The following is a 21,894-nucleotide window of genomic DNA, read 5'->3' on the forward strand; positions in this document are numbered from 1 at the left end:
TTTCTTCCTGCCACTTTATTCTTTTTCTACCTGTGCCTGCCGTATTAAGTATTTTCCGGTTTCGGGCTCTTCAGGTAAGATTCAAGGAGCTTTTCGGTTTCTTCCAGAGCTGAAACTACTGTTTCGTCAACAGGTGTTTCAGCCATTTCAATCTGGCTATGCAGTTTTTTGACATCCCGGCTGTAAGGGCCAAGTTTTCTAGAAATCATTTCCTTACTCTGCCCTTTCTCAACTGCTTCTCTGTGGATACTCTCTATTTTATTTCTGAGATTCCGGACTTTTTCAAGGATTTCAACACTTAGAAGGTCAAGCTCTTTTTTCATCTCACGTTCGGTTTCTTCTTCCTGTTCTTCGACCTCTTTACCTTCCGTTTCTTCACTGTCTCTGTCTTTTTTCCCTGGCCCATTTTCTCCTGTTTTCAGGCTTCCTTCTCTTGAAGGATACCCATCTGCAATTATATTCCGGAACTCTTTAAGGGCATTTTCTACTTCCTTTCCGTATTCCGTAAGTTCAACAAATTTTATCCGTCCTTCAAATGTGAATCTTATAAGTCCGGACTGTTTCATTTTCGAAAGGATTCTCGTAGTATGGGCAAATGTTGAGTCTATCTCTTTTGAAATAATCGAGGCATAGGTTTTTCCCATCAAACCTATAAATAGCAGTGCAAGAGTGGGTTTTTCCTGCAAAAACAACTTTTCTGCATCTTCGTCGGACATGATATCACATTGAGTTTTTATTGCGGATTATTTCCGAATCTGAGCTCAGGCGTTTATTATTCTTTAATAGTTTATATAATATCTGAACAGTTTTCTACCTCTGGTTTCCATAGGAATATTCTCTTCATCCTGAAAGCGCCAGAATTATTTTCTTTATTTCAGCTACGGGAGCATCTGTTCTGAATGAGGTCCCGCTGAAATGAGTCCTTGAAGCTTCAAACCCGCTGGCTTTAAGGGCCTCTATCAGAATCTCAATACCTGTTGCAGAAGCCCTGAGTTCCTTGCAGATTACGTGCTGGTCATAGAACATGGGAATGTTGATTTCGTCCCTGCAGAATGTAATTATTTTTTTTGCTTTATCTTTCGTGTTTAGGGGACGCGTTTCAAGCTCAGAAATTACCTCATTGCAGAATTCAGGCTCTCTAAAAGGCCCAAGCCACAAAGGTCCTGCAATCTTTATCAGGGCTCCACAGGCAGGGCATTCCCGGTCAATATGGACGGCAAGCCCATATACAGGTCCTCTGAACCCACATCTGGGGCAATGAATACTGAACCCCATGGATTTCAGGGTCCTGTCAACATGTTTAGCCCCGGGAAGAACTTCAAGGTAACTGCGGACATAATGCCGCGTGACATGGGAAAGTAGGGGCAACATCCCTTTTTCATGTTTTGCAAGTTCTCTTGCGCAGGCTCCTAGCAGGACCCTTAAGCCCATCTCGCTGTGATATTCTGTGTTAAGGGGTACGGCTGCATACTTTCTGATTCCCGAGTTCAGGTGAGCTCCACAGAGGGGGGCAGTATCCGTTGCAGTAACTGAAAGCATGCTCTGCGCCGAAGTTGCGGTTGCATCAAGGTAAGGCGCAGGAGTCCCGAATGGGTCAACATCCACGATATGGAATTTCTGCTCATGAAGCAGGACATTTGCGTTCTTGCGTGTAGCCTGAGTTTTTTCCTCAAGCCCGTTAATTTTTATATTTTCCTTTATCAGTTCAAAGGCTTCAGGGCTCCAGTCATTCATAGTCGCATGTATTCCAACCTCCCCTGCGATCCTGAGCCCCCGGATTCCTGATGCAGAAAAGGCATCTACGTAGCGGATCTCCTCTCTCTGTATGTTTTTTCTCGAAAGAAGCCTCTCCACAAATGCTGCAGTTGCTGCAACATTGATATCACGGTTCAGCTCCATCTCCGGGTTATAGAACACCGGCGCAGCCGAGGGAGGGAAATTTGCATCTGGAGGCGGGATCGGAACTGAAATCTTTGTTGTCCCTTCCACTATAGTTCTACAGATCATCTAAAATTGCTATACTTTGTGATATTATTTTACCGTGATGGTCATCTGCATGTTCGGATACCCGTTTGCACTGAAGCTGTAGCTTCCGTTTTCAGTGAATGTGTAGTTCAGGGTATTTCCATATCCGAGTCTTTCATCCTCAAAAAGCCCTTCCTTGCTACTCAGAGTAAAAACACCGGATTCATCGAAATTTCTCCATACAACCGAGTCCCCTACATTTACCTCCAGCTCGGAAGGAATAAAAAGATAATTCTTAAGCCTTACAAGGTACGTTTGTGACTCGTTTTCCGCAGGCTGAATTATTCCGGCTTCTCCCTCTTCGCCAGTCATGTATTCGGTTTGCTCCTCTTCAATTCCGTCCCCTGTACCCGGAGTTAATGTTTCGCCAGGTGTTCTTTCCTCTTCAGCAGCTTCTGTTTCTTGCGGTGTCTCCGCTTCCTCGAATGTTTCCGTTTCCACCAGTGTTTCCATTTCTTCTGACGTTATTGTCTCTTCTGGCGTCTGCACCTCTACAGGCAGCTGTGTTCCTTCTGGAGTGCCGCCGCCTGACCCGCCGGAATCCCTCACAGCTTCTTCTTGCTCCTGATCTCCTCCCCACCAGTTAAGGTAGCCAAACACTAACACTGACAGAACTACAAAGAGCAGAATGAGCTTTTTTATTACCATTACTTCCTCCCTGTGTAAGTTTTATTTTACACCCCAAATTTAATATAAGCCATATTGATAATAACACTTTCTTATAATAAGCTTTATTTTAAAAAATAGTTTGTTTGTAATCGATTTTGTTGTTTTACTCTGAAAAACTAATTTCTGGAAGCACAGTTAATGGCTTATTAGCTGACTTTTGCCTATAAGCCCTGTTTATTCAGGACACGGATGTAGGAAGTAATCAGAAATGGAAACGAGTGGCAAAGTTTAGAATCGAAAAAAAGTAAATTTACTGGAAAGTTTTGCTGCCTTCCAGATAAAGCCGTATATACCTTTTGAGGTATTTTATTCATCAGTTCCTTTTAAATACTTCTTCAAAAAACTTCTTCAGGGCTTGTTCACAGTTATATTGACATCCATTCTGGACTGCCCGATAACGGTGAAGTTGTAAGTCCCGGTTTCATTGAAGGTATAGACAAAGGAACGCCTGTACACAAGGCCTGTGTTCTCAAAGAGACCTTCTTCACTTGTAAGGGTAAAGACTCTCCTCGGGCTGTCCTGATAGTTAATCCAGGCGACTGTTTCTCCTTGTTTGATATCAAGGCTTGAGGGATATGCTCTATAGTTGTCCAGCCTTATAGTATAGGGAGTTTTCCTTATACTGGATGTGTTAATTGCCGGCCCTTCTTCGGTCTCATTTTCTTCCGGCATTACATCTTCTTCCTCTGTCTCCGTTACTACCGGGGTTTCAACTTCTTCCGAAGTTTCCGTCTCTGCCGGTGTTTCCGTCTCTGCCGGAGTTGCAATTTCTTCCGGGGTTACTGTTTCTTCAGGTGTAGCGTTTTCTTCCGGGGAGGGCTGTTCATTTCCAGTGCATCCCGAGAACAAAACTACACTTAAAACTAGAAGCAGAACAAATATTTTTATTTTCATATTATTCCCCACAATCATTTTTGGTTATGGAATTAGAAACTCTGCAGAAATAATTCTAAGTTTCAAATCGTTTTTTGATGCTTTGACTTTAAAATGTCTAAAGTTTACGAATATAATTGTCTGTTCTTGTTCATATAATTGTTAATGTTATTTAATCTTAAGTCCTTACTTTAATGGACTTTTATTCTTTTTTCAAACATTTAATTCATCCTGTATCTTTAAGTACATATAAATATATTTTTGTACTTTTCTTTTATAGTATCTTTTTTCCAAAGTAAAATTCTTAATAAATTTAAGTGCTTTGCTTGCATATAAAGATATTTTAGACTTGTGCAAAAACATGATCCGTATTTTAGATGACTGTGTCTTCATACCCGAAGTATTCTTTCATCTCGCTTTTTTTTACAGGCTGTTCCATAAAATTAAAGCAACAGTTCCGGTTACTGCAATGATTCCGAATGTGTTTTTTGCCAGGGAGAAGAGGCTTGCAGAACCTGAAATTTTTGAAAGCAGAATTTTATTTACAGTACTTACAAGGCTTGCAAGCACTGCAGTATTTGCTGCGACTTCGTAGGAGATATTTCCGCTTACGGCAAGGAGAGTTACAGAGACTATCACTCCGGAGCTGCTGAAAATAGCCCCTAAGGCAGTTATGTATATTCCGGCAGTTCCTGCAATGTCATAGGCAAAGTTTCCTATGATGAGAATCAGGGTAAAAGCAATGCCGAATTTAAACGCCTGATTGAGCGAGAAAGGAGATTGAATCTTAAGCTCGCCCCCGCCTACAGAGCAGAATTTCTTACTGTGCCTGATAACTATTGCTATGGAAACGGCGATAAGTACAAGCTGAGAAGGAAGCATAAACAGAGTTGTTTGGCCTGTAGGGTCAACTATAAAGGCTAATATAAGGTTTCGAATGAGCATGGAAATATTGCAGAGCAGAATTCCTGTAAGTACAGGATCGTCCATCGCCTCTGCTTTTTTTGAGAGCCCTGCAAGTGCTCCTGTAGTAGCTTCACTATTTATAAAGCCCCCGAGAAAGCCTGAATAGCACATGCCGCGTTTTGTCCCGAACTTTCTCAGGAGAACATAGCTTGAAAAACTGATAAGGGAAACAAGAATCACAATCAGAATTGCAGACCTGAGGTTTACAAGCCCGAAGAACTGTTTTTCCGGCATCACCGGATAAAGTATGAAAGCGACAGCCAGAAACTGTATGGCATTGTAAAGCTCTTCTTTTGTCAGGTTTCCTGCAAACTGGTGAAGGGGCTGCTTCTGAATCAGGAGGAAAGATACAACTATTGAAGAGACAATAGCAAACAGGCCGTAGTCATAGCCAACAAGGACACCCATCACGAAAATGAAAAAGAGAGTAATAGGACTTGTAACCCCTATCCGCTTATAGAGAAATATCTTGGAATAGGTAATTATGGAACAGATAGCTGCAAAGAAAAGCGTAGCTACGTAAACGAAGCCTATGCCTGCTGGTCCACTCACAAGAGCAACGAGCATTCCTGTTATGCAGGTTATGCTGTAACTCCTGACACCAGCAAAAATTTCATATTCAAGGCCTCTGTGCTCCCTTTCTACACCTACCATGATCCCTATCAAAAAGGCAATGGCAAGTTTTGTCAGGAAATCCACAAAAACCGGATCGAAACCGAACTCGCTAATTACGTCCGTAGCTCAACCTCTCAGATTTTTCTGGCTGTATTTCCATATACAAGCAAAATAATGTAATTAAAGTGAGTTCTATATGTTGTTAAAGTGAGTTCTATATGTTGTTAAAGTGAGTTCTATATGTTGTTAAAGTGAGTTCTATATGTTGTTAAAGTGAGTTCTTATATGTTGTTAAAGTGAGTTCTTATTTGTTAAAGACACAATATGAAGATGTAAAACAAAATATATTTTTATAGTAAGGATGTTCTTGCTGACGAATATACTCCTTAAAAAGGAAAAAGGTTAAGAGTCCACGGAAATCTCTTTAAATCTCTTTATATATGTATACTGATGACTCCGAAAACCTGAACGAACCTGGTTAATTGAGATCTGGTTTATTAAAATCTGGCTAAAACTTACTTAAAACTTACTTTATACTTCTACGAATTCAACCTCAATGGGTTTGTTTCCGGTCTCTTCAATATTTATAAGAGCGCAGGAACCTTTACAGGCTTCCCCGGGATTTACAACAACGGTTTTTCCAACCTTTTCAGTGCCTTTTGCTTCATGGATGTGCCCGCAGACAATCAGGTCAACCCTGTCCAGGAACTTCTGGATGGCTTTACTGCCCACATGTCCGAAGGGTAGCTCGTCCCTTGCTCCATGTGGAGGTGCGTGAGTCAGGAGTACTATTGTCCCGCATTCACCTGAGTTTTCGGCGGAGCAGACCATTCCTTCAAGGGCATTTTCGATTTCTTCTTCGGAAAGCTCAAAAGGGGTGTTAAAAGGAGTGGGGTTCGAGCCTCCAAGCCCGATAAACCGGATTTTTCCAATCTGCTCGGCTTTTCCGTGCAGGTTTATGGCTTTTGACTTCTCAAGGGCTTTCAGGATACTCTTCTGGTCGCAGTTCCCGGGAATTGCAAGCACGGGCTTATCAAACATTTCAGCCAGCTCTTCTGCCTTCTCATCGGGCCCGAAATTGGTAATGTCTCCGACTACCACGACAAGGTCGAATTCCCCGGCTTTTTCGATGATCTTTTTTATCTTTGAATAGTCCCCATGGGGGTCGGAAATCGCGAGTATCTTCATCCATATCCTGTCCTTATCATGCTCTTTTTTCTATGATCTGAATTATGGTTTTTAATTCTAGTTTGAATTATTGGATACAATTTCTTATACGCTTTATGTTATGTGTTTTTCTGTGAACATGCACACATCTTTTATATCCCTTACGTAATATACTGCCCCATGCGAGATATCATTATTATAGGGCATAAAGCAATGACAAGCGGCGAGTTCTCTTTAAATGACCTCCCCGGGTCTGCAGGAAGAATGGATATACTCTGCCGCTGCGTAAGCTCTGCCCTTTTCCTCTCTTTTGGAATGCGCAGGGATGTAAACGTGCACCTGCTTCTTCTGGGGGAGCCTGAACCCGGAAAAATTATCAGGTTTGAAGGGCTCCACCTGAGATACCTGAACCCGGACGAAAGAAGCAGTGGTTCGCTTATCAATAAGGCCCTTTTGAAAAATGCAACTGAACTGGATACCCGATCCACACCTGGTGTCTGGATACGTAAGGGAGACTTAAAGTCCCTGCTGGCTTCTTTTGAAGGGAGGGACTTGGTATATCTTAGAGAAGACGGCAAGGATATCAGAGAACTTGCCGGTGAAATCCGGGACCCTGTTTTTATTCTGGGAGATCACACCGGTGTTACCGAAGAAGAGGAAAAACAGCTTCTTGAAGCAGGAGCAAAAATTATTTCGGTTGGTCCAATTTCCCTTCACTCCAACCACTGCATAACTCTTATCCATAACGAACTGGACAGAGTTGAAGCAGAAAGAGGGGAAATTCCAGGGGGGGCAAACTCCAGGGCTGAGAACTGAGCTGCGATTTTTGGATCAGGTTTTAATCCAAAAAGTTATATTCCACTTCCCTGTATCAGAATAGAAACTTATCCTGATGCATCTTTTAGGGCACATGCTTCTAATTTGCGCATCACATTCATATCATCTTCCAATAATAATCTTTCAATACCATCTTTCAATACCATCTTTCAATACCATCTTTCAATACCATCTTTCAATACCATCTTTCAATATAATTTATCAATATAATCTTCCAATCCCAACCTTCAATTATCCCCTCCCGGGTCTATTTCCCGAACAAAGAGCTTAGAGAATGTGAAACCAAATGGATGTACTTGAAATTTCAAAAAAGATTCTGCACGAAGGTCCTGTCTGTGACCACTGCATGGGCCGTCAGTTTGCAAAATTATCCACAGGCCTCAGCAACAGAGAGCGCGGGCAGGCAATGAAACTCGCCCTTGTCCTTGAAGGGGACCGCATTTACAAAAGTGAAAATGATGATTCTCTCTTAAAGGAACTTGTTCCCTGCAGTGCCCTTGCAAGGAAAACTCTCAGAATCGAGGGTGAAGACGAGCAGTGCTGGGTCTGCCTTGACCAGTTCAAAAAACTGGATGAATGGGCAGATAAAGCTGCAAAAGCCCTCGAAGGGCTTGAGTACTCCACCTTCCTGGTGGGGACAAAGGTCAGCGGGCTCCTGAGTGAAAACGAAGAGATGTTATGGGCTGAGGCAGGGACTGCCTATGCCGAGCAGTTAAAGACCGAACTTAACCGGGAAGTAGGCAAGCGGATTGCAGAAAAGGTTGACAAAGAAGTGGATTTTGAAAACCCGGATATTGTGATCACCCTTGACCTTGCAACAACCAACTTCGAACTTCAGGTCCGTTCAGTATATGTTTACGGACGCTACCTCAAAAAAGTTCGCGGAATCCCGCAGACCCGCTGGCCCTGCAGGAAATGTAAGGGTAGAGGCTGTGAGAGCTGCGGGTTTACCGGCAAACAATATCCAGAATCCGTAGATGAGCTTATCAAAGGTCCCGTCATCGAAACATTTGAGGCTGTTGATACGGCTTTTCACGGTTCGGGAAGGGAAGATATAGATGCCCTGATGCTCGGAAACGGCAGACCCTTTGTGGTAGAAGCAAAATCCCCTGTAAAGCGCATGGCTGACCTTGAAATGCTTACTGCCTTAATTAATGAGAATGCTGCAGGAAAAGTTGAGGTAAGGGATCTTCGCTTTGTAGAAAAAAGCATGATTGAGATCCTGAAGAGCTCAAAGGCGGATAAAACTTATAAGCTTAAAGTTACATTTAAAGAGCCTGTTTCAGAGGAAAAGCTTAAATCCTGCCTTGAGTCTTTGAGTGGTACGGAGATCGCTCAGCAGACTCCAAAGCGTGTGGTTCACAGGCGGGCAGATCTTGTCCGGAAAAGGCACGTGCACAGCATTACGCTTGACGAGCTGACAGATAACGGTCATGCCCACATAACCGTAAACTGTGAAGGTGGGCTGTACGTCAAAGAGCTGATTTCCGGGGACGAGGGCAGGACAAACCCGAGCCTGACAGGGCTTTTAGGAGTCCCGGCGCTTGTGGAAGATCTTGATGTAGTTAACGTCGAAATTTAAGCTCCAGGCATCTGAATCTGCTTTAAATAAACGAAATCAATCCAAATAGTTTGAATCAATCCAAATAGTTTGAATCAATCCAAATAGTTTGAATCAATCCAAATAGTTTGAATCAATCCAAATAGTTTGAATCAATCCAAACAATTTGACTCGATCTAATCTAAATCAATCTGGATTTCAATCTGAATCAGTTTCATTAGCCGGTCGGGCCACAGGGAAAGAGTGGCTTAATGAACGGTTCATTTAAATAACATCCATCTTATTTAGAGGAAAATCAATTATTAAAGAGAAACTTTATTAGAGAGAAACTAATCGAGCATTCTAACGGAGGAACATGCGATGACAAATTCCCACGGTGAAAAACGCTGCACAAGGTACAAATTACAGAAGACGGTTCGTGAAAGAGGAATTTCCCCTATAAGCAGGGCAATTCAGGAATTCAAAGAAGGGCAGATGGTCCACATTGACATCGACCCAAGCATCCAGAAAGGTATGCCAAATCCAAAGTTTCAGGGTTCTACCGGGAAGGTTATCGGGCAGCGCGGTCGCTCATATGTGCTGGCAGTCCGCAACGGAAACGCAATGAAGGAAGTATTTTCCCTTCCCCAGCACCTGAAACCTCAGAAGTACTGATTCCTAGCAAGGCAGTTAGGTTTTTACAACCTAATCTTCCTTTTTACTCTGGGATTTAAGGTCTGCAGGCTTCTAACCGGAGGTTTAAAATTCTACCAGAAATTCCGGCAAATAACAACCTTATTTACGGCCCTTTTAAAAATTAGTCTATTATCCTGGAAAAGGAACATCTATAATTATGGAACATCTATAATTATATATCATTTGTATTACATATAGCTGAGATAGTTCAGGATAACGTTATTCATTATTCAATAACAGTTCCGGCTTATCGGGCGCATGTCGGGTACTGAAAGGCATAAAATGCCAACTGCAGGAATCAGAGCTCACAATGAAGCAGTAGAAAAGATTGCTCTGTAAGGAAATACAACTACCTGAAATTTTAATTCAAAAGAGTGTATTCCAATGATAGTTAAGGAAGTCATCAACGAAGAGTTATTGACATTGGCCGAGGTCAAGGATATACTTTCCGGGATCGCTGACGAGCGCAGAGAGCAGGGGCTCGAGGTTGCATACAGTTTCAGAAAAGCCCTGCATCATGCGGAACAGTTCTCTAAAATTAATGGGGAGAAAGCAAGAGAACTTGTTAATAAGTTACTTGAGCTTGAAAAAATGAAGCCCGTTATTGCGATAAGGATAGCAGACATTCTGCCTCAATCCAGAGATGAACTCAGGTCAATCTATGCGAAAGAAAAGTACACCCTGAGCAATGAAGAGCTGGATCAAATTCTGGACTATGTATTCGTGGCTATGGAATAATTAAAAAGTAAAGAGAATAAGCTATATAACAGTTTATCTTGTTATTCATGAGGGAATTATCCGAAATCTGGTTAGAGTACTTTTAAGTATCAAGGGAGTACCCTGACCTGAAAAATTTAGCAGCAGAGGATTCCCCGGTTCTCTAAGATCAGATCTTAATGGGGTTTCATATTTATCGATAGGATGGGTGCTGATGGTAGTAGAGAAGTCGCAATCAGGTAGACCGTATACTGGCAGGTCGTCTGCCGAAAGACCTTCTTCTGGCAGCAGACGGCCGGCAGGCAAACCGCAATATGAAAGGCAGTCAGAAAGAGCTCCGCGCTCATCCGGAAAAACCATGGAGAATTCACAGGACAGGGAGGAATATGTATGGGTCCTCGATTATCTTCCCTATGGAAAATCCGTTGACGGCACGTCAACGTTCCAGAAAAAACCTCTTGTGCAGGCTGTAGGGGATAAAAAATTTACTCTTATGGAACTGGTCCCAAAATCCGGTGTAATTCCTGAAATCCAGTCAAGAGTCTACATCGGGCCTGGAGACAGGAATGAAATAGACCACGTAAAACAGAGGATAGGGTATTCTGACCTTACTACCGGAGCAAACCTCGAATTGCCCTTTATCCTTGAAGCCTGTGTCAGGCACAAAGAAGAGAGGTTCGTAAAGTTCTTCAACGAAGCCCATTCCATTACAACCCGCTTGCATATGCTTGAACTCCTTCCCGGGATAGGAAAAAAACTCATGTGGTCTATCATTGATGAACATAAGAAAGGGGACTTTAAGAGCTTTCAGGATATCCGCGAGAGAATCCCGAGTCTTCATGACCCTGTTAAAGTCATTTCCCACAGGATTATAGAAGAACTCAAGGATGATTTCATTAAGTACAGGCTTTTCACCGTCCCTCCTCGCCGCCAGGGCTCGAGCGATCGGTGAAATATTTCCTTTCTTTTTTTAACCCCTTTTCTGGTATAGGACTTCTGAAGGTTCAGTTTTTGAGAATTTATCCAAATATTATCTATTAAAAACACTTAATCTACTCAGGAGGTTTCAGCCCTGGTTCGTTCCATTCTCAAAAAGTACAACATAAAAGGAGGCACCTTTGACCAGCACTTCCTTATTGATATCGGTTACCTGGACCGAATAGTTGCTGCTGCTGAACTAAGCCCGCAGGATACGGTTCTTGAAATCGGGGCAGGAATAGGAAACCTTACCGAACGGCTTGCAAGGCGAGCAAAAAAGGTAATTGCAGTCGAGCTTGACCCTGCCCTTGTTTCAGTCCTGCATGACCGTTTCGATAAAGCAGAAAATGTGGAGATTATCGCAGGTGATGCCCTGAAAGTCGAGTTTCCAGAGTTTGACAGGGTTGTTTCAAACCTCCCCTATTCCATCTCCTCGGAAATCACCTTCAAGCTCCTGCGCCGCAAATTCAAACTTGGGATTCTTATGTACCAGTACGAGTTCGCAGCCCGCATGGTCTCTCCTCCGGACTGCAAGGACTACTCCCGCCTTACGGTCGATACATATTACTTTGCCGATGCTTCCATCCTCATGAAAGTTCCAAAAGGCGTCTTTCAGCCAGCACCTGAAGTAGATTCTGCAGTTGTCAAGCTGATTCCCCGCCCGGCTCCATTCGAAGTCCGCGACGAAGCTTTCTTTCTTGAATTTGTGGCTGCAGTCTTCAGCCAGCGCCGAAAAAAATTGAGGAATTCGATCCTGAACACAAATCATGTGCTCAAAATCCCGGAAGTCAAAGAGGTTGTAAGCCAGCTCCCTGAAAATTTCATGAACAAAAGGGCTGAAAACCTTACTCCTGAAGAGCTTGCAAGCATTGCAAACATGATTTTTGACCTCAAATCCAGATAATCCATGGTTGAAATACAATACAAAAACACCCGGGTCAAACTCGGAGCCACAGACCTTGTCTACGAGCCTGCAGAAGACTCCTTCCTGCTTGCTGACGCGGTCCTTGATGAAGCAGAGCCAGGTATGCGTATCCTGGAAATCGGGGCAGGCTCGGGTTTTGTATCTGCCGTGCTAAGGGCAAATGTGACGGGTGTCCGCGTATTTGCAACCGAGATCAACCCGCATGCTGCCCGCTGTGCAAAAGTAAATGGGGTTGAGGTCATCCTCACAGACCTTTTCAGAGGCCTGAAGCCGGAAAGCCAGAAAACCTCTTTTGACCTCATCATCTTTAACCCGCCCTACCTCCCTACTTCCAAAGAAGAAAAAATCCCAGGCTGGTTAAATTATGCTTTTGACGGCGGAGCCAGCGGGCGGGAAACCCTTGACCGTTTTTTAGATGAAGTCAGGAACTACCTGAAACCCCGAGGAAAAATTCTGGTGTTGATCTCTTCGATTACCGGGATGGAAGCAGTGAAGGAGAAGATGGGGAAACTGGGGTTTGAGGTCGATGTTGTGGGGAGAAAAAAGGTTTCTTTTGAGGAATTGATGGTAGTCAGAGGGAAACTCCTGTAATCATATATAGAACAAAACCCAATAGATGAGCATTATGACCCCTACAAACAGGGAAAATCCCACTTACCCGAAATTCATCTTAGGCGTAGAACCACCAGCCGGAAGGACCGAAAAGGCTCTCTGGTTCATTTTCCGGGGCCGTGACATTCTTCTGAAAGTCAGAAAAAACCCCGGAGCTATTCCAAAGCTCCTGGACTTTGGGGAGTTCGGGCTTCCTGCAGTAAGGGAACAGTACCTTGGTATGCTTGAGGGGACACACTGCTACTCTGTGGAGCTGCCTGCAGATGCGAAGGCTCCGGAGGGGATGGAATTTGTCGACCTCAGAAAGGCACATTCGGAGATCAGTGAAGGGTGCTTTGAACTTGTGAATAAGGCAGTGCAGGTAGTGGAATGGGACCGGACAAACCAGTTCTGCAGCCGCTGCGGAACAAAGACCGTGCAGAAACCCGGAGAAAGAGGAAAAGAATGCCCCTCCTGCGGAGAACTTTTCTATCCCAGGATTTCGCCTGCTATAATCGTGCTTATCAGAAAGGGTCATGAGGTTTTGCTTGCAAGGTCCCCGAATTTCCCTCCCGGTGTGTACAGCCTGATAGCCGGTTTTGTCGAGCCCGGAGAAACGGCCGAGACGGCAGTTGCAAGAGAAGTCTGGGAGGAAGTCGGGCTCAAAGTAAAAAACATAACTTACTTCGGAACGCAGGCCTGGCCTTTTCCGAACTCCCTCATGATCGGCTTTACCGCAGAATATGATTCCGGGGACATCCGGCCTGACGGGTTTGAAATTGAGGATGCAAAATGGTTTTCGGTAGAAGATTTGCCTGCTCTGCCCGGAAAGATCAGCATTTCCCGAAAACTGATCGACCATTTCCTCAAAGAAGAAGGGATGGAAGTTTAAAACGGATTCATATTTGATTCAGAGTTTTATTCATCCTGCTGTGACCTTTTTCTATTCTTCTTTCTTTTTTGTTTAGGAGGCATTTGTAGAGAGAACCGCTCCACCTCCGGATAATTTTATTGGTATACTTTTATTGGTATACTTTTATTGGTATACTTTTATTGGTATACTTTTATTGGTGTACTTTTATGATCTCGGGCTGAATTCGCCTGTCTCGTATGGAACAGGTGGGAATCAAGAATATAAAATGTTACAGAGGTGAAAAAATTCAACCTCGAATTCTAAAAAATTTAAGATTTTTCTCTCTTTTTCTTCTCAGGTGCCACAGGCTCGGTTAAAAAGAATCCAAATGATGCGAAATCTTTGACATCCATTTTGTGAGATTCCTCCCCGGAAGAGATAGCAGGAGTAATGAACCGGAAAAACTCACTGGCAAACTGTTCGTAGCTGAATCCTTCCGCCTCGATCACCAGTTTCCATTTATTTTCCATTGACAGGATACCCATGAAGGAGATCATAAGGTACATCGAGGTCAGGAACGGATCGAGATCGGCCCGGATTGTACCGTCATCGATACCCTCCCGGATCGCATCCCGCAGGATCAGACGGCAGGTACCATATCCCTTTCCAATCTCTGCGGTACACGGGTTCTCTCTGGAAAAACGCTCAGAACCGTAAAAATGGATAATTCGGAGATAATCGGGGTATTCCTGTGAAAACTGGTAATAAACCTGGCCCATCAGGGCTACCTTGACAATACCTGGAACCTGTTTCTCCATGCATTCCGTGTATTTTTTTTTAAGGATCTGGATACCACGGAGTACAATAGTTGCGAAAAGTGTCTCCTTATTTTTAAAATATAGATAAATGGTAGCCTTATTCAGTTCGACCTCGCGGGCGATGTCTTCCATGGAAACATCTTCATAACTTCGAGTAAAAAAGAGACGTTCGGCTGCCTCGATGATCTCGATCTTTCGCTGTTCTTTTTCTCGTTGTCTTCTATCGGCGATTCCCATAGTTCCACTCCACCTGATCCATATTCACAAGCCCACATTTACATTATGATTGTTAGTTATGTGATTCAAGAAATGAATGTATTCCAATTTTCCACTTTTACCAATCGGGATATATTCTGGATATATTCGGGATCTATTTGGGATATATTCATTAAATAAAACATTCAGGCTCCTTTCTTTGGCTATAGAGCGTATGGAGACGCACTGATGCGTCTTTGACCAGCCCGGGTTTCATCGATCTGGCGTTTTGAGGACAGTTCTTGATACATGCACAACACGTGATGCATTTTCCCGTATCAATCAAATTGCTATTTTCTGGATCGATAGCCCCAGTAGGACACAGCTCCGCACAGGTCCCACACTGTGTACACTCATCATTGACTGCGATAAAATCAACAATCCATAGTTTTGTATCTCTTCTATAAGGGTAAGTGCCAGGCACCTGCACATCAGAGATCTGAGAAATTGCTGAAACAGATTGCAGTTTTTCACGTATTTTCCGTCCAAATTCTTCTGCATGGAGTAAATCATCCTCATCGGGACGTCCCTCGGCTGTTGGCATCTCGGAATTTGAGAATGAGTGTTCCCCGATATATCCTGCACAGGCAATGGGAATACACCCACATTTCGTTACAATATTTTTTAGTTCGAGTAATGCATCGTCATATTCCCTATTGCCATAAACCACAACACAAACCGTCGGTGTATTATGAGCTTGAATTGAATTCAGCCATTCATTTAATAATGCCGGCACTCTCCCCATATAAACGGGAACTCCAAGTACAAGCAGTTCATTTTCCGAGGTCATTAACGGTTGTTTTCTTGCATCCGGTCTGGTAATGTCAATTAATTCCGTGGTGCCTGGATTAATACCATGTGCAATGCCCTGAACAACCGTTTTTGTTGTTCCGGTAGGTGAAAAATAGACTAATTTCAAGGATTCTATTTCCATTTTATTTACTCCATTTATTGTGTACTCTAAGTTCATTTGTAACTATTGGTGATTAAATAACCACTGGTTAATTTATAACTATTGGTTAGTTTATAACTATTGGTTAGTTTATAACTATTGGTTAGTTTATAACTATTGGTTAGTTTATAACTATTGATTGGTTTATAATTATTGGTTAATTTATAACTATTAGTTAGTTTCCAAGTAGTTCTCAGGAAAAAAATATGAACCTATCCGAAAAGTCAGTAATGCATGTTGAAAAGTCACAATAAGCCTATAATATCAGAGTATCCATTTCGATTATAATATCAGAGTATCCATTTCGATTATAATATCAGAGTATCCATTTCGATTATAATATCAGAGTATCCATTTCGATTATAATATCAGAGTATCCATTTCGATTTTACATATTGCATATTGTAAAAGTTACAGTAGGTGACCACTTTTCAGATAGGTGCTAAGATAACAGAACTATTTTCGATAGTAAATGTTCCCATGCAGAGCACAATCAAGAAGTTTGTACAACTGGCAACCGTAACGGTAGAAAATCAAAAAGAACCTTTTATGGGACCTGTTAAAACGATATATAAAAGCATTGCTTTCCCTGGCAGACATTGGAAAGATCCATTCATTTCTCCTCTGATTTATGTGAGCGAGTCAATGCTTTACACAATTCTGATTCCCAGAATCCGCGCAGCAAGTTCTATTGCTTGCCCGGCATTGACTATAGCCCCTCTGAGTTCATTGCGTGTATCGGATACTGTTATTCCATCAATGATACAATCCGATATGTCGATGTCTTCGAGTAAGGTTTTAAAAAAATCAGCTCCTGTGAAATTTACCGCTTTCAGTGTGGGCTTCTTTAACCGAATCTCGGATAAGAAGGCTTCCGTAAAATTGCAGTCACGAATGGTGCAGTTCTCCAATACGGAACTTGAAAAATCTGCATATCGAAAGGAACCGTCCTCTAAAGAGGTTTCTTTTATTTGGCTCTTGCTGAAGTTACTGCCATCACCCTTGCACGTTAAAATTTTGGAGCCTTTCCAGTAGCTTTCCATAAAAATGCAATTCGCAAAATTACAATTCTCAAACACCGAATTGTAAAAGCTGGCTTTTGAAAAATCACATTTGCTGAACTGACATTGTATAAACTGTATCGATTCAAATTCTATCCTTACGATATCGATGTCCGAAAGTATCTCGCCTTCAAAGCGCGTCCTTTCTACATAATTGTCATCAGAGTGTGCGGCTATAATTCTGCTTTCCAACATGTTTCTATCTCCACATACTGATGTTTCCAACTGATTATACTGGTGTCATGGCAACTTAATTAGGGTGCATTGATATTTAGACATTTTCTCATCAGTAATTTTTCTCGTATATTTCCAGTTGATCTTTGGTTACCTGAGTCACCCTTTTTCCTGCTTTGAATTCCACCGCCATGAATACATTTGCTGTTCCATTCCTAATATATCCATAATCATATTTTTCGGGACTTCCAGATTTCATCGGAATGGCTTTCCTCTTTAATAAAAAAAGCACCATTATCTGTGTTTGAATTGAAGAAAAATGGATTAGTGGTGTTGAATTAGCGCTATTTTGACTCCATTTGGGTCTTCTAAGAAAGTAATGGTCCCAACTGTTATTGGTATGGGTTTCATAGTGATTTTGGCACCTTTAGATTTAAGTTCTTTAATTGTGGCGTTGCGTATTTAACTTTCATATTATCACCATATGAATACTGTTTATCATTATTTATTAATGTTGAATTTGGATTGTTCCTTTCAAAACAGGATTCAAGGAAGTAGTTTTTGAGTTTTGGGATCAGTTTGGCATGAAATTACATTACTATTTATTACTATGGGAGTGCAGAGGGTCACGAATACCCTGACCTTCAGGTCGGGGATGAAGTGAACCCTCGCTGGCTGTTTTGTATTCGCTTAAACTGTATCAATCATCGTTTTTTTGTAAAATGAGGTTTTTTGACACCATAGCCACAGGTGGTTCCAGCTACCTATGGCTAGGATGTGATAAGCGTTGGAATTGCGCAGTTTTAGCCATGGCTATGGTCAGATTACCTACCACATCGTGTTGGTGCCTAAGTATCGATACAAGATATTCTACAATAAACGAGTTAAAAAGGATTGCGAGTCTATATTCCACAATATTTGCACAGAGAAAGGCTACAAAATCCATGCTCTGGAAGTTGTAGATAATCATGTTCACCTGTTCCTGGAATTCCACCCAAGCACCTCTCTATCAGAGGTGGTTCAATACTTGAAAGGAGGTAGTTCTTACAGATTGTTCAAGCTTCATCCTGAACTGAGAACACGATATTGGGGTGGAAGTCTATGGTCAAGTGGTAAATTCTATCGATCCGTTGGAAATGTAACCGCTGACACAATCAAGCACTACATTAAGGAGTCGCAGGGAAAACCGAAAACAGAGGTTCAATCATATAGATTAAAGTCTAGGCAACGGAAAATTGACGATTTCTAAGTACCAGAATAACCGGGCGGGCGGCCCATCAGCATACCCCATCCTTTAGGTTGGGGTGGCCGCACGCAATTTGATTTTTCACGTCCTCTTTCCTTTCTTTTTTTCCAAAAGCTACCCCTAAAACTATTCCAAGTGCAGGTCCGAGAGCAATTCCCAGGCCTATATTGTCTATCAGAATGCCAATTATCACACCAAATAACATGCCAAATGCGATCCCGGAGCCTATTGGATCTTCTTTTTCGTTTTCTTTATTATTCTCATTCATTCTTACTCTTTCCAATACTTCTCTTTATTTCTATAAAAAGGGTTTGAAATAGAGGCAAGCAGCCGGTTGTAGGGGATTTTGTCGTTTTGTTTGACCAGCCTGAGACTGGTTCACGCATGGTTGTGAATATCCTGCCCCGAAGAACCTGCCTTTCAAGAGGTGCAGCAGGAGGCGGGGGCGGGGAGCAGGTAATTGCTGCAAATCTCGATACCATCTTTATCGTTACTTCTGTGGGGAAGGACCTCAACCTTCGAAGGCTAGAAAGGTATCTTGCTATTGTATATTCTTCCGGGGCAAGCTCTGTGATTTTACTTAACAAAATTGACCTTGAAGATAACCCAACCGGTTGGTAGAAATAATTTTGGTCATTGCAGGGAACGTGTCGATAATTCCCTTAAGTGCTCTCTAAAAAATAGGGCTTGATATCCTCAGCCCATATCTTAATCCTGGGGGAACGGTTGTACTCGTAGGTTCTTCAAGGATCGGAAAATCCACAATTATCAACGCTTTTCTTGGGGAAGTCGTTCAGAAGACAGTGAATATCCGAAAAGACGATGAGAAAGAACCGGGTTGTGCTGTCCTGAAGGCTGTAAGGGATGGGTTTATTCCTGAAGAGCGGCTGGAGAGCTATCACAGGTTAACTAACAAACTTGCATTCCAGTCAAAAAAGACAGAAATAGGGCTGAAACGGCTTGAAATGGAAAGATTCAGAGAAATTTTTTAAATTTTCATAGCTTCGGCGTGCTGCATGAAAACTTACCGAAATTACAAAATTGCTCACGTAAATCAAATTAGAAAGAAGCATTTACAGAAGTTCTAACCTTAACTTTAGGCGGGAAATCTCCCTTCCTCGACCCCAATAGAAGCAGGGGGTAGTTTACATTGAAACTTCCCGGACCTACAATTATTATATGAAAAAACCTATGCTATTTCTATGTCAAGGAAGCTACATGATTCTGCTTTTCGCTTATTGAAGAAAGCAGCCGACGAAATCGATAAAGAGCGATATAAAAAGGCCTTTGAAAGCCTTGATAAGGCCGAAAAAATCGCAGAAGAAGTAAAGGATCCAGAGATCTCATACAACCTCCTGTTTTTTAAAGGTTTTGCAAAATACAGAATTGATGAACTCGAAGAGTCGCTTGTACTTTTAGGAAAGGCACTGGAGATTAGCTGGGAGCTTTTTTCGAAAGAGCCGGAAAGGGAAGATTACCGGTCTTTTATAGGAGAAACTATTGGAAGCATTGGAGATGTCCTTTCGGCGCTTGAAGATCCCGAAAAATCAAAAGAATACATCTCTCAAATGAAAGGGATATTTGAAAAAGCGGTCCTGGGCTTTGAGAATTTATTGGAATCCGATCCCGAAAATCCAGGGTACCTGGAAAAGTTCCTGGAAACGATCGAACACATAGGGCTCTGTTTTGAAGTAGGAGAATTAATCGAAGACGCAGCACCACTTTTTGATAAAAAATTCGATGTCATTGAGAAACTTATCAAAAGTGAAACTGAAATGTTCGAACACCTCAGCAGCCTTGATGATTCGCTTATGAACTTTGGAAGTCTCTGCGAGGAAAAGGGATATTTAGAAGAGGCGAAGCATGTTTATGACCGGGCAATAGAGATTTACGGAAAAGTCCTCAAAAAAGACCCTGAAAATACTGAAACCAAAGTTTACCTGAGCTACGCATACCGTTATCTTGCCGATATGTATTCGGACCTGGAAAATCTCGAAAAGGCAGAGGAGTGCTATAAAAAAGCATTGGGCCTGCTGGAAAGCGAGATAGAAAATAAGCCTGAAAATATCCCGGTTTCTGAAAATATTGAAGTTTCTGAAAACACTCCATTTTCCAAAAACATTCCGTTTTTTATGGTTCTTGCAGATATGTACAAGGATTCAGGCTTAATATTTTCAGACACGGAATATACCACAAAATCCAGGGACTACTATACGAAAGCAAGGGAAATTTTCCGGGGACTGATGGATAAATACCCGGACCTGTTTGGAGACGATAAAAACCTTGCCAGTTCTTTAGAGGAACTTGCAGAGCTGTTTTCGGATATTGGAGACCTTGAAAGTGCAGAAACCTGCTATAAGGACGAATTACAGGTCTATGAAAACCTGCTGCAAAAAGAACCTGAAAACCCTGAATATTCCCTGAAGCTTTCCGATGTCTACCGGGAGCTTGGGGACCTTTTTGCGGAAGAAGAGGGACTTGAAAAGGCAAAGGCTTATTATGAGAAGGAAATCGAAATCTACGAAAACCTTCACCCCACGGATGCCGATAAACTCATGTTAGAAGCTAATAAGGCTGATACCTGGAACCAGATAGGAAATCTCTATGCAGAAGAGGAACCTGAAACTGCAGTTCAGTACCATGAAAGGGCTCTCCCTGTATTTCAAGAAGCCTTTGAATCAGATCCTGAAAACGAGTTTTTCCATGAGGGACTGCTCGAATCACTGACCACTCTAGGACTGCTGTTCAAAAACAATCGAGAATTCGGAAAAGCACTCAGGGTGTATGAAAGGGTCCTGGAAGTCCAGAAACAGCTCCTTGAACTGATGCCTCCGGAAAGCAGCCATGAGATGGAACATGATCATGACCATGATTACGATCTGGAACATGATCACGATCTGGAGCATGATCACGATCTGGAGCATGATCACGATCTGGAACATGAACATGAACTTTATCTGGATATGGAAACTACATACTTTGAACTTGGAGTGCTGCATTCCGAACTTGGGGACGAGGAAAAAGCAGTGGAATATCACAGGCAGGCACTTGAAAGATTTGATCAAATAATTGCTGAACAGTTTGAGGACCCGGAACTCACAATCCTTACATCAGGGAAAGCATTCTTATTAGGAATGTCCCTCCTTGAAAAACTGGAGTCCGAAGAGAAAGACTCAAGCGTTGCCAGAAAATACTATGAACTTGCCCTCAAAACCGTTGAAAAATTATATGAAACCTATCCGATGAACCTGGGGCTTCAAAAGATGCTTGCCAGTTTTGCCGAACAAATCGGGGACATATATAGGGATGTCGATAAACTGGAAGAAACAATTCCGGAATACGAATATGCATACAAAAACCTCAAAATCCTGTCTGAAAAAGATCCTGAAAACTCTTTGTACCTCCATCATATGTTTGGAGCTCTGAATAATCTCGGGATCGGATATTCGGTTATGGATCAACAGGAAAAAGGAAAAGAGTGCTTTGAAAAAGCCTTTGACCTTAACGAACGCTTGGCAAAATCCACTCCTGAAGACCTTGGTTCCCTGAAAAGGAGTTTTATGCTTTTCAACAACTACGCAAATCTCCTTGAAGGAATGGATGACTCCGAAACTGCAGAAGAATACCGTAAAAAAGTTGAAGAGATCAACGCAAAACTGGCTGAAGAAGACCCGGAGTGGGATTCCTCGCTCGAAGAGCTCTAATCTCGAAAGCATAGAAATCTGCGGGCACTCGCTGCCCATTCTCTTTTTTTAATCAGCCTCTGAAAATATCGGAAATTTACGGGAAAGCCGTAAGATAAAGTATATTTTGAAACTTATTTTTAAAGCAGGCAAGATTCATCAGGAATCTGAGAACTCAATTGATAGCCACCTTATTTTCCTGATTTTTGGTTGGGGGATAGAATGTTAAACAGAAGAGCAGCATTTTTTCTTT

22 protein-coding genes and 2 pseudogenes are annotated in these 21,894 nt (G+C 42.3%); 13 read left to right on the forward strand and 11 right to left on the reverse strand.

The window, feature by feature from the left end; genetic code table 11:
• Positions 1-44 precede the first annotated feature (44 nt).
• The 6 genes from MSWHS_RS17125 to MSWHS_RS17155 all read right to left on the reverse strand — a co-directional run bounded on the left by MSWHS_RS17125 (position 45) and on the right by MSWHS_RS17155 (position 6,336).
• The gene (locus MSWHS_RS17125) at positions 45-716 is read right to left on the reverse strand and encodes a hypothetical protein (protein WP_048127369.1); all 672 of its coding nucleotides are present in this window, start codon (positions 714-716) and stop codon (positions 45-47) included.
• Positions 717-840: 124 nt separating this feature from the next.
• Complete coding sequence (locus MSWHS_RS17130) at positions 841-2,007, reverse strand: tRNA (guanine(10)-N(2))-dimethyltransferase (RefSeq protein WP_048127371.1); 1,167 nt, start codon at positions 2,005-2,007, stop codon at positions 841-843.
• 24 nt (positions 2,008-2,031) lie between these two features.
• Positions 2,032-2,673 carry a cell surface lipoprotein gene (locus MSWHS_RS17135; RefSeq protein ID WP_048127377.1) on the reverse strand — a complete coding sequence of 214 codons (642 nt, stop codon included), beginning with the start codon at positions 2,671-2,673 and terminating at the stop codon, positions 2,032-2,034.
• Between the two features lie 369 nt (positions 2,674-3,042).
• The gene (locus tag MSWHS_RS17140) at positions 3,043-3,588 is read right to left on the reverse strand and encodes a hypothetical protein (protein ID WP_048127379.1); all 546 of its coding nucleotides are present in this window, start codon (positions 3,586-3,588) and stop codon (positions 3,043-3,045) included.
• Between the two features lie 402 nt (positions 3,589-3,990).
• Complete coding sequence (locus MSWHS_RS17150) at positions 3,991-5,232, reverse strand: MgtC/SapB family protein (protein ID WP_048127383.1); 1,242 nt, start codon at positions 5,230-5,232, stop codon at positions 3,991-3,993.
• Positions 5,233-5,679: 447 nt separating this feature from the next.
• A complete protein-coding gene (locus MSWHS_RS17155; RefSeq protein ID WP_048127385.1) occupies positions 5,680-6,336 on the reverse strand; it encodes a metallophosphoesterase in 657 nt (218 codons plus the stop codon).
• A gap of 159 nt (positions 6,337-6,495) precedes the next feature.
• On the opposite strand from MSWHS_RS17155, the gene trmY reads away from it, so the two are divergent.
• From trmY to nudC, 8 genes are all read left to right on the forward strand, one after another.
• Positions 6,496-7,131, forward strand: a complete 636-nt coding sequence (gene trmY / locus MSWHS_RS17160) for a tRNA (pseudouridine(54)-N(1))-methyltransferase TrmY (RefSeq protein ID WP_048130295.1) — start codon at positions 6,496-6,498, stop codon at positions 7,129-7,131.
• 307 nt (positions 7,132-7,438) lie between these two features.
• A complete protein-coding gene (locus tag MSWHS_RS17165; protein ID WP_048127387.1) occupies positions 7,439-8,734 on the forward strand; it encodes a tRNA pseudouridine(54/55) synthase Pus10 in 1,296 nt (431 codons plus the stop codon).
• Between the two features lie 339 nt (positions 8,735-9,073).
• Positions 9,074-9,367, forward strand: a complete 294-nt coding sequence (locus MSWHS_RS17170; RefSeq protein WP_048127389.1) for a 50S ribosomal protein L21e — start codon at positions 9,074-9,076, stop codon at positions 9,365-9,367.
• 405 nt (positions 9,368-9,772) lie between these two features.
• Complete coding sequence (locus MSWHS_RS17175) at positions 9,773-10,126, forward strand: RNA polymerase Rpb4 family protein (protein WP_048127391.1); 354 nt, start codon at positions 9,773-9,775, stop codon at positions 10,124-10,126.
• Between the two features lie 193 nt (positions 10,127-10,319).
• The gene (locus MSWHS_RS17180) at positions 10,320-11,057 is read left to right on the forward strand and encodes a DUF655 domain-containing protein (RefSeq protein WP_048127393.1); all 738 of its coding nucleotides are present in this window, start codon (positions 10,320-10,322) and stop codon (positions 11,055-11,057) included.
• Between the two features lie 207 nt (positions 11,058-11,264).
• Positions 11,265-11,987 carry a 16S rRNA (adenine(1518)-N(6)/adenine(1519)-N(6))-dimethyltransferase RsmA gene (rsmA, locus tag MSWHS_RS17185; protein ID WP_231585755.1) on the forward strand — a complete coding sequence of 241 codons (723 nt, stop codon included), beginning with the start codon at positions 11,265-11,267 and terminating at the stop codon, positions 11,985-11,987.
• A gap of 3 nt (positions 11,988-11,990) precedes the next feature.
• On the forward strand, positions 11,991-12,599 hold the full coding sequence (locus MSWHS_RS17190) for a HemK2/MTQ2 family protein methyltransferase (RefSeq protein ID WP_048127397.1): 609 nt from the start codon (positions 11,991-11,993) through the stop codon (positions 12,597-12,599).
• A 25-nt stretch (positions 12,600-12,624) separates the two neighbouring features.
• Complete coding sequence (nudC, locus tag MSWHS_RS17195) at positions 12,625-13,491, forward strand: NAD(+) diphosphatase (protein WP_231585500.1); 867 nt, start codon at positions 12,625-12,627, stop codon at positions 13,489-13,491.
• Positions 13,492-13,781: 290 nt separating this feature from the next.
• Here the strand turns inward: nudC and MSWHS_RS17200 are convergent, their stop codons facing one another.
• The 4 genes and pseudogenes from MSWHS_RS17200 to MSWHS_RS20750 form a co-directional block, all read right to left on the reverse strand.
• On the reverse strand, positions 13,782-14,507 hold the full coding sequence (locus MSWHS_RS17200) for a TetR/AcrR family transcriptional regulator (RefSeq protein WP_048127401.1): 726 nt from the start codon (positions 14,505-14,507) through the stop codon (positions 13,782-13,784).
• A 151-nt stretch (positions 14,508-14,658) separates the two neighbouring features.
• Positions 14,659-15,459: an EFR1 family ferrodoxin gene (locus tag MSWHS_RS17205; RefSeq protein ID WP_048159474.1), complete on the reverse strand. Its 801-nt coding sequence runs from the start codon at positions 15,457-15,459 to the stop codon at positions 14,659-14,661.
• A 668-nt stretch (positions 15,460-16,127) separates the two neighbouring features.
• Positions 16,128-16,733 carry a pentapeptide repeat-containing protein gene (locus MSWHS_RS17210; protein ID WP_048127405.1) on the reverse strand — a complete coding sequence of 202 codons (606 nt, stop codon included), beginning with the start codon at positions 16,731-16,733 and terminating at the stop codon, positions 16,128-16,130.
• Between the two features lie 124 nt (positions 16,734-16,857).
• Positions 16,858-16,989, reverse strand: a pseudogene (locus MSWHS_RS20750) (IS630 family transposase); the annotation flags it as partial.
• Between the two features lie 510 nt (positions 16,990-17,499).
• Here MSWHS_RS20750 and tnpA point away from each other — a divergent pair.
• The gene (tnpA, locus tag MSWHS_RS19765) at positions 17,500-17,961 is read left to right on the forward strand and encodes an IS200/IS605 family transposase (RefSeq protein WP_082088120.1); all 462 of its coding nucleotides are present in this window, start codon (positions 17,500-17,502) and stop codon (positions 17,959-17,961) included.
• Between the two features lie 28 nt (positions 17,962-17,989).
• Here the strand turns inward: tnpA and MSWHS_RS17225 are convergent, their stop codons facing one another.
• Positions 17,990-18,241: a hypothetical protein gene (locus MSWHS_RS17225; RefSeq protein WP_197073978.1), complete on the reverse strand. Its 252-nt coding sequence runs from the start codon at positions 18,239-18,241 to the stop codon at positions 17,990-17,992.
• 71 nt (positions 18,242-18,312) lie between these two features.
• Between MSWHS_RS17225 and rsgA the strand changes: the two genes are divergently transcribed.
• The 4 genes and pseudogenes from rsgA (at position 18,313) to MSWHS_RS17235 (ending at position 21,662) form a co-directional block, all read left to right on the forward strand.
• Positions 18,313-18,579, forward strand: coding sequence for a GTPase RsgA (gene rsgA, locus MSWHS_RS21835; protein ID WP_052722768.1), 267 nt, complete (start codon positions 18,313-18,315; stop codon positions 18,577-18,579).
• A 71-nt stretch (positions 18,580-18,650) separates the two neighbouring features.
• Positions 18,651-18,725 (forward strand): annotated as a pseudogene (locus tag MSWHS_RS22490) (hypothetical protein); the annotation flags it as partial.
• Between the two features lie 36 nt (positions 18,726-18,761).
• Positions 18,762-18,950, forward strand: a complete 189-nt coding sequence (locus MSWHS_RS21840) for a hypothetical protein (protein WP_052722769.1) — start codon at positions 18,762-18,764, stop codon at positions 18,948-18,950.
• A 210-nt stretch (positions 18,951-19,160) separates the two neighbouring features.
• Entirely contained in the window at positions 19,161-21,662 is a 2,502-nt protein-coding gene (locus MSWHS_RS17235) for a tetratricopeptide repeat protein (RefSeq protein WP_082088061.1), read from the forward strand.
• Positions 21,663-21,894 lie beyond the last annotated feature (232 nt).

Source organism: Methanosarcina sp. WWM596, assembly GCF_000969965.1.
Lineage (GTDB): Archaea > Halobacteriota > Methanosarcinia > Methanosarcinales > Methanosarcinaceae > Methanosarcina.

Excerpts from the sequence above, each read along its gene's own strand:
- nudC (WP_231585500.1), top strand. The coding sequence starts at position 12,625 with ATGAGCATTATGACCCCTACAAACAGGGAAAATCCCACTTACCCGAAA.
- MSWHS_RS17200 (WP_048127401.1), bottom strand. The coding sequence starts at position 14,507 with ATGGGAATCGCCGATAGAAGACAACGAGAAAAAGAACAGCGAAAGATC.
- MSWHS_RS17210 (WP_048127405.1), bottom strand. The coding sequence starts at position 16,733 with ATGTTGGAAAGCAGAATTATAGCCGCACACTCTGATGACAATTATGTA.
- MSWHS_RS17190 (WP_048127397.1), top strand. The coding sequence starts at position 11,991 with ATGGTTGAAATACAATACAAAAACACCCGGGTCAAACTCGGAGCCACA.
- MSWHS_RS17165 (WP_048127387.1), top strand. The coding sequence starts at position 7,439 with ATGGATGTACTTGAAATTTCAAAAAAGATTCTGCACGAAGGTCCTGTC.
- MSWHS_RS17130 (WP_048127371.1), bottom strand. The coding sequence starts at position 2,007 with ATGATCTGTAGAACTATAGTGGAAGGGACAACAAAGATTTCAGTTCCG.
- MSWHS_RS17175 (WP_048127391.1), top strand. The coding sequence starts at position 9,773 with ATGATAGTTAAGGAAGTCATCAACGAAGAGTTATTGACATTGGCCGAG.
- MSWHS_RS17235 (WP_082088061.1), top strand. The coding sequence starts at position 19,161 with ATGTCAAGGAAGCTACATGATTCTGCTTTTCGCTTATTGAAGAAAGCA.
- MSWHS_RS17125 (WP_048127369.1), bottom strand. The coding sequence starts at position 716 with ATGTCCGACGAAGATGCAGAAAAGTTGTTTTTGCAGGAAAAACCCACT.
- MSWHS_RS17170 (WP_048127389.1), top strand. The coding sequence starts at position 9,074 with ATGACAAATTCCCACGGTGAAAAACGCTGCACAAGGTACAAATTACAG.
- MSWHS_RS17140 (WP_048127379.1), bottom strand. The coding sequence starts at position 3,588 with ATGAAAATAAAAATATTTGTTCTGCTTCTAGTTTTAAGTGTAGTTTTG.
- MSWHS_RS17205 (WP_048159474.1), bottom strand. The coding sequence starts at position 15,459 with ATGGAAATAGAATCCTTGAAATTAGTCTATTTTTCACCTACCGGAACA.
- MSWHS_RS17155 (WP_048127385.1), bottom strand. The coding sequence starts at position 6,336 with ATGAAGATACTCGCGATTTCCGACCCCCATGGGGACTATTCAAAGATA.
- trmY (WP_048130295.1), top strand. The coding sequence starts at position 6,496 with ATGCGAGATATCATTATTATAGGGCATAAAGCAATGACAAGCGGCGAG.
- MSWHS_RS17180 (WP_048127393.1), top strand. The coding sequence starts at position 10,320 with ATGGTAGTAGAGAAGTCGCAATCAGGTAGACCGTATACTGGCAGGTCG.
- MSWHS_RS17135 (WP_048127377.1), bottom strand. The coding sequence starts at position 2,673 with ATGGTAATAAAAAAGCTCATTCTGCTCTTTGTAGTTCTGTCAGTGTTA.